The sequence below is a fragment of the Pseudomonadota bacterium genome (assembly GCA_010028905.1).
Classification (GTDB): domain Bacteria; phylum Vulcanimicrobiota; class Xenobia; order RGZZ01; family RGZZ01; genus RGZZ01.
Genome location: RGZZ01000688.1, coordinates 1 through 1991 on the forward strand (window position 1 = coordinate 1; position 1991 = coordinate 1991).

Sequence of the window (1991 nt, forward strand, 5' to 3'; positions counted from 1 at the left end):
GCCCACGCAGACGGCCGCTGAACCCCTCGTCGACACGACCCGGTCGCCCATCGAGCAGGCCCAGCAGCTCAACGAGGTGCTGCTGAAGAAGAACACCGAGTTCGGCGAGCGCAGCAGCATGGCCTCATCGAACGAGCTCCGTGAGCACCTCGGCCTCCTCTCGTGGGCCCACGAGCATCTCGAGAGCCTCTCGCAGCGCCTCGAGAGCGAGGGCAAGGCGGCTTCCGACGACAACCAGTACATCGAGCACCTGCAGGCCGACCTGGGCCAGGCCACACAGATGTTCGGCCAGATCTTCAACGGCGCGGTGAGCACCGAGACCGGAAATGTGATGTACCAGGCCAGCCTGAACAACCAGATCACCATGGAGATGGCCCAGGTCACGGCCCAGAACGCGCAGGTGCGCCACGGCATCCTGAGCCGCTACAACCAGGTGGCCAACGGTCTCGGCGGCCAGTACGGTTCGATGGGTGACTACGGCACGATGGGCGGCTACGGCCGCACCTATGGCGCCGGTGCCTATGGTGGCGGCTACGGCACGATGGGCGGCTACGGAACGATGGGCGGCTACAACGCCTATCCGAGAACGAGCTACAGTGTCAACGTCCAGCCCGGCGTTCCCGGCTACGGTTCCTATCCCACGGCGATGGGCGCGGGCGGCTATCCGATGGGTGCCCCGTCTGGCGCCTTCGTGGGCGGTGCGTATCCTAGCCAGGGGTACCCAGCGTAGCCGTCGCGAAGTCGACCACCGCCCGCTGGGTCTGCGGCGACTGGGTGTCGACCCCGGCCCCGTGCCCGCCGTCAACGTCGAGCCAACGCCGCTCACGTGACGAAGCGCGGCTGGCGGCGTACAGCTGCTTCCCCATCTCATACGGGATGAGCGGGTCATCTGGCGCGTGCAGGAACAAGATGGGGCAGTCGATGCGCGCAACGCGATCGACGCTGGGGAACAGGTTTCGACAGAGCAGACGCGCAGGCAGCCAGGGGTAGAGCCGCGCGCCCATGTCGGCCACCGAGGTGAACGTCGACTTGAGCATGAGCGCCCGAGGCGCGTGCTTCTCGGCCAGCCAGGTCGCGACGCCACCGCCCAGAGACTCGCCATACACGACGATCTCCGCGGGGGAGATGCGCAGCGTCTCGGTGAGATACCGCCAGGCGGCCTCCGCATCGCGGTAGAGCCCCTGCTCGAACGGCTCCCCCTCGCTGCGCCCGTATCCGCGGTAGTCGAACATGAGAACGTTGAGGCCCGCCCGATGCCACGTGCGAATCGAGCCGAGATGGGTCGACAGGTTCCCCCCGTTGCCGTGACAGTAGAGCATCCAACGGCCGCTCGCGGAGCCGCGAACGACCCAGGCGCTGAGGCGCACGCCGTCTTCGGCGGTGAGAGCGACCTCGTCGTAGGCGAGGCCGAGATGCCGGGGGGTGTAGCTGAGGGCGCGAGCGGGCACGTAGACAAGCCTGCCCTGCATGACGTAGAATGCGGCGCAGATCGAAGCATAGATCGTGGCGATGCAGACTGCGATGGTCACGGCGAGGCGCATGCGACCTCCATTCCCGGGTGAAGGTGACTTCTTCCGCCGAGACCGCTCCCCTGCCGCGCGCAAGCCCGCGGATCGCGTGCACTCGATCGCGCGGTGCGGAACCCACGGGCGAGACGCGACGTCTTCCACGTGTGCAGTGGCAACCCAGCGCAACAGCAGCCCCTGCCCGCGCCATCGCCCCCTTCTGGAGACAGACATGACGAGCAGCAACGAAAACGAGAATCCCCCCAACGCTCCCGAACCCGCGAGCCTGCGCTCCGACGACACGGTTGCCTCGCAGGGCGAGACGACCGCTGCCGAGCGGTCGCGCGTCACCCCCGACCTCGACGCAGTCACCCTGGCTGTGCAGCGCCTCGTGGCGGAGATCGCCTCCACGCAGCCCCCCCTGCTCGAATCACGGGCGACAGGCTCAACGGTGGCCTGTGAAGACGACGAAGAAGACGACGACGA

3 protein-coding genes are annotated in these 1991 nt (G+C 67.5%); 2 read left to right on the plus strand and 1 reads right to left on the minus strand.

Features of this window, described 5'->3' with window-relative positions; translation table 11 throughout:
- On the plus strand, positions 1–730 hold a 730-nt coding region (locus EB084_24365), incomplete at its 5' end, for a hypothetical protein (protein NDD31398.1).
- Here the strand turns inward: EB084_24365 and EB084_24370 are convergent.
- Positions 708–1739, minus strand: coding sequence for an alpha/beta hydrolase (locus EB084_24370; protein ID NDD31399.1), 1032 nt, complete (start codon positions 1737–1739; stop codon positions 708–710). The genes EB084_24365 and EB084_24370 overlap by 23 nt on opposite strands.
- On the opposite strand from EB084_24370, the gene EB084_24375 reads away from it, so the two are divergent.
- A partial coding sequence (locus EB084_24375; GenBank protein NDD31400.1) for a hypothetical protein occupies positions 1738–1991 on the plus strand: 254 nt, incomplete at its 3' end. The genes EB084_24370 and EB084_24375 overlap by 2 nt on opposite strands.